The organism is Vibrio sp. S11_S32, from assembly GCF_014694465.1.
Classification (GTDB): domain Bacteria; phylum Pseudomonadota; class Gammaproteobacteria; order Enterobacterales; family Vibrionaceae; genus Vibrio; species Vibrio algicola.
The window spans coordinates 1-5,040 of the sequence record NZ_JAAUWS010000086.1 but is presented as its reverse complement, the minus strand read 5'-3'; the positions used below and the strand labels follow the sequence as shown (position 1 = coordinate 5,040).

Below are 5,040 nucleotides of genomic sequence, written 5' to 3'. Positions count from 1 at the left end.
TGGCCTCTCAGCATGGTCAGTTGTGTCCGAAATCGTCACAGCCGTGACGAATCGACAGCCCTACCCAAACGTATTCGGTTTTTAACGTTCACCAGCCCTGTCAATAGGGTGCTGGTGAACGCTTACAGATAAAGCATCATTTAATTTCTACTGGTTACCTATTATAGGACTGAAGATTTATCATTCAGTTCCATTTCTTTTTACAAAATCCACAATAAATTTTAATGTATTGATCTTGCAAATATAATTTAGTTCTGTTTGATTTAATATTACCAGTTTGTTGCATTTGTGATCTCAAAGCTTGTTTCTAATTATCATCCCGCCTAAGATTCAAACAGATGTTTAATACGAGTGATTGATTTACTGTATGAGACAAAATGAACAACGAGAGAATTGAGAGCGACAATGAGCCCTAAAAATACCACTAAAGCAAAAATCATGGATGTGGCGGAAGCGTTATTTGCCGAGCATGGTTTTAATGATACTTCACTACGCACCATCACCACCAAAGCTGGCGTTAATCTTGCATCGGTGAACTATCATTTTGGTGATAAGAAAACTTTAGTGCGGGCAGTATTGAATCGCTACTTAGAAGCGTTTATGCCGGAGCTTGAAAAATCATTGCACATATTGAATCAAACAGACTGTTACAATATGAGAGCGGTTTTTAATACCTTGAGCGCACCGTTGATGTCATTAGATAAGGTGCGACCGAATGGTGCCAGTCGATTTATGTTATTGACGGGGCGTGGCTATACCGATGTACAAGGACACTTGCGTTGGTTTATTACCACTCGCTATAGCAGCGTATTAAATTTATTTACCGATTCTGTCAAAAAAGCTAGCCCAGGAATTGATGAAGAAATGCTGTTTTGGCGACTACACTTTACCTTAGGTACTTGTGTTTTCACTATGTCATCGAGTAAAGCATTAGCGGACATTGCGTTTAATTCTTATGGTAAAAAAGTAGATTCAGATGCGGTGATACAACAATTAATCCCTTTTCTCGCTGCTGGCGTGGCCGCAGAGGGTTAAGAAATCAATAACTAAAACAAGTAGATAAAATTAATAAAAACAAAATATACAACAAATCAACTGTTAACTTCGTGGATAAAAGGAATAAATTATGAGTGGTTTACGACAAAAATGGATTAGCGAACCAGCGTTTAAATGGTTTAAAAAAGTATTACCACCACTATCCAATACTGAGCGTGAAGCGATGGAAGCCGGTAGTGTGTGGTGGGATGGGGAGCTTTTCTCAGGATCGCCAGATTGGCAGACGCTGCATAATTATCCGAAACCACAATTAACTGGTGAAGAGCAGTCATTTATTGATAATGAAGTTGAGACTCTACTTAACATGTTGGATGACTATAAAATCGTGCAGCAAGATCGTGATATGCCAAAAGAAGTATGGGATTACATTCGTAAAGAAAAGTTCTTCGCGTTGATCATTGGTAAAGAATATGGCGGTAAAAGTTTCTCAGCTCACGCCAACTCAACCATAGTGACTAAAATTGCCAGCCGTAGTATCAGTGCGGCGGTGGCGATTATGGTACCGAACTCATTAGGCCCAGGTGAGCTGCTTTCACATTATGGTACTCAAGAGCAAAAAGATTACTGGTTGCCTCGTTTAGCCGATGGCACCGACATTCCATGTTTTGCATTAACAGGGCCTGAAGCGGGTTCAGATGCTGGTGGCATTCCAGATAAAGGCGTAGTGTGCATGGGCATGCATGAAGGGCAAGAAGTACTTGGTATTCGTTTAAGCTGGAACAAGCGCTATATCACATTAGCACCCGTTGCCACTGTACTCGGTTTAGCTTTTAAACTTGACGATCCCGATCATTTACTCGGCGATAAAGAGCAGCTTGGTATTACTTGTGCTTTGATCCCAGCCGATCACGAAGGGGTAGAGATTGGTGAGCGTCACGATCCACTTGGTTTGGCCTTTATGAACGGTCCAACCCGTGGTGAAGATATCTTCATTCCGATGGACTGGTTGATTGGCGGTGCAGATTATGCCGGTAAAGGTTGGCGTATGTTGGTGGAATGTTTATCGGCAGGGCGCGGTATTTCGTTACCTGCATTAGGTACAGCGATTGGGCATTTAACCAGCCGAACAACGGGTGCGTATTCTTATGTGCGTAAACAATTTGGTATGTCGATTGGTAAATTTGAAGGCGTGGCTGATGCTATGGCGCGAATTGGCGGCATGACTTATATGTTAGAAGCCTCGCGCACTTTAACTACCACTTCATTAGATATGGGCGAAAAACCTGGCATTGTGACCGCAATTGCCAAATATCACATGACAGAAATGGCGCGGACTATTTTAAATGATTCTATGGATATTCACTCTGGCCGTGCGATCCAAACGGGACCGATGAACTATCTTGCGCATCATTACTATGGCGTGCCCGTTGCGATCACAGTGGAAGGGGCCAATATTTTAACCCGTAACCTCATGATCTTTGGTCAAGGTGCGACTCGTTGCCATCCATTCGTATTGCCAGAAATGGAAGCGGCGGCAAACCCTGATGAAGCGGCTGGGGCAAAAGAGTTTGATGGTTTACTGTTTAAGCACATGAGTTATGCGATCAAAAACAGTGTAGGTGCGCTCACTATGGCATTGACCGGTTCGCGTTTGGCTAAATCTCAAAGCTCAGGTGAAACCAAACGTTATTACCAACACATGACCCGTTTGAGTAAAGCATTGGCAGTAACCACCGATTTTGCAATGTTGACACTTGGCGGTGAACTTAAACGTAAAGAGATGATTTCGGCGCGTTTAGGTGACACGCTCAGCTACTTATATTTAGGCTCTGCAGTTCTAAAACGTTTTGAAGATGAAGGTCGTCAGCAAGCTGATTTAGACTATGTTCATTACGCCATGACTCATTGTTTAAGCCAAGCGTCTAAGGCACTGGAAGAAGCATACGATAACCTGCCAAGCCGAGTGGCAGCCAATGTGCTGAAACTGTTGGTATTCCCATTAGGCAATCGTTTTAAAGCGCCTAGTGATAAGCAAAAAAACAATGTGGCAAATAGTATGATGACGCCAGGGGTAGACCGTGATCGCTTAACCAAACTTTGTTTTATTGGTGAAGATGAAAACGACAGCGTTGGACTCATTGAACGTGCCTTTATTGCGATGTACGATATTCGCCACCTAGAACGTAAAATGATCACCGCTGTGAAAGAAGGGAAATTGCCGAAAGCGGGTTTGCTAAAAGATCGGTTAGAGCTGGCACTAGAGCAAAAGATTTTGACGCAGAGTGAAGTCAAAGAAATCTTAGCCGCCGATGAACTGCGCTACCGTTCGATTCAGGTTGATCACTTTAGTCATGATATGAGTGAGATCCGCACCCATAGTCAGCCTGCAGGTAAACGCGCAAAAAAGCTTGATAGTGCTGCTTAATCAATAAAAAATAAGCAGTATTAGCGAGAGATAGTAAGAAAATGGACTGACCCTTGAGGTAGGCTAAGCTCAATCGAGGGTTTTTTTATATCTAAATAGGTATTAAGAAAGAAAAAAGCGCAAAACAGGTCTAACCACAGTGCTATTTGTGGCAAAAAAACAGAAATAGGGTGCGAAAGCCGAGATAAACTTTTATTCTACAGGGGTTTTTAAAAGGAAGCTCAATATGATCATCAAACCAAGAATTCGCGGATTTATCTGTACAACCACTCATCCTGTTGGTTGTGAAGCAAATGTAAAAGAACAAATTGAATACACTAAAGCTCAAGGTCCAATTGCAAATGCACCAAAACGTGTATTGGTTGTTGGTTCTTCAAGTGGTTACGGCTTGTCTTCCCGTATTGCTGCGGCGTTCGGTGGTGGTGCATCGACCATTGGTGTGTTCTTTGAAAAAGCCGGAACAGAAAAAAAACCTGGTACAGCGGGCTGGTATAATACTGCCGCTTTTGACAAGCTAGCCAAACAAGAAGGCTTGTATTCAAAAAGCTTAAATGGCGATGCTTTCTCTAATGAAGCAAAACAAAAAACCATTGATTTAATCAAAGCTGATCTGGGTCAGATTGATATGGTGGTGTATTCACTTGCCTCACCAGTACGCAAAATGCCAGACACGGGCGAAGTAATTCGTTCATCACTAAAACCAATTGGCAATACTTATACTGCCACTGCGGTTGATACCAACAAAGATATTATCATCGAAGCCAGTGTTGAACCGGCAACTCAACAAGAGATCGACGATACTGTGACCGTAATGGGCGGTCAAGATTGGGAATTATGGATGTCAGCGCTGTCTGATGCCGGTGTTCTTGCGCAAGGGTGTAAAACCGTTGCATACAGTTACATTGGTACGGAGTTAACCTGGCCAATCTACTGGGATGGTGCGTTAGGCAAAGCGAAAATGGATCTAGACCGCGCAGCCACCGCACTAAACGAGAAACTTGCCAACTTAAACGGCACAGCCAATGTTGCCGTGCTTAAAAGTGTTGTCACTCAAGCAAGTTCTGCTATTCCGGTTATGCCACTTTACATTGCGATGGTATTTAAGAAAATGCGCGCAGAAGGTGTACATGAAGGTTGTATGCAACAAATTCATCGCATGTTTACCCAACGTCTTTATCAACAAGATGGCTCAGTACCAGCAGTCGATGATAAAAACCGTCTACGCTTAGATGACTGGGAACTGCGTGAAGATATTCAACAACATTGCCGCGATCTATGGCCACAAGTGACCAGTGAAAACTTAAAAGAGTTGACCGATTACGTTGAATATAAAGAAGAATTCTTAAAACTGTTTGGTTTCGGTGTTGAAGGCGTGGATTACGACGCTGATGTGGCAACTGAGATTAACTTTGATGTACAAGATATCTAATTGATTGCTAATAATAATCAATAGACCACAGGCGCTCATTATGGGCGCCTTTTTATTTCCTATACCGGCTTTGTTGCGTAATTCAAATTTAGAGGTGACAACACTAGAATGGTATTATTTCAATCAATTCGGTAAGTTTTAGGCATACCTAGCCCTGTTAGTTTATTTAAAGCTTTGATCATTGCGTAAG

3 protein-coding genes are annotated in these 5,040 nt (G+C 42.4%); all 3 read left to right on the top strand.

Translation table 11 applies throughout. The features are described from left to right. Positions 1–405 precede the first annotated feature (405 nt). Positions 406–1,035, top strand: a complete 630-nt coding sequence (locus tag HC723_RS16365; RefSeq protein WP_190339842.1) for a TetR/AcrR family transcriptional regulator — start codon at positions 406–408, stop codon at positions 1,033–1,035. 91 nt (positions 1,036–1,126) lie between these two features. Next, the gene (locus tag HC723_RS16360; RefSeq protein ID WP_153447237.1) at positions 1,127–3,421 is read left to right on the top strand and encodes an acyl-CoA dehydrogenase; all 2,295 of its coding nucleotides are present in this window, start codon (positions 1,127–1,129) and stop codon (positions 3,419–3,421) included. 226 nt (positions 3,422–3,647) lie between these two features. After that, positions 3,648–4,850: an enoyl-ACP reductase FabV gene (gene fabV / locus HC723_RS16355; protein WP_153447236.1), complete on the top strand. Its 1,203-nt coding sequence runs from the start codon at positions 3,648–3,650 to the stop codon at positions 4,848–4,850. The last annotated feature ends 190 nt before the right edge of the window (positions 4,851–5,040 follow it).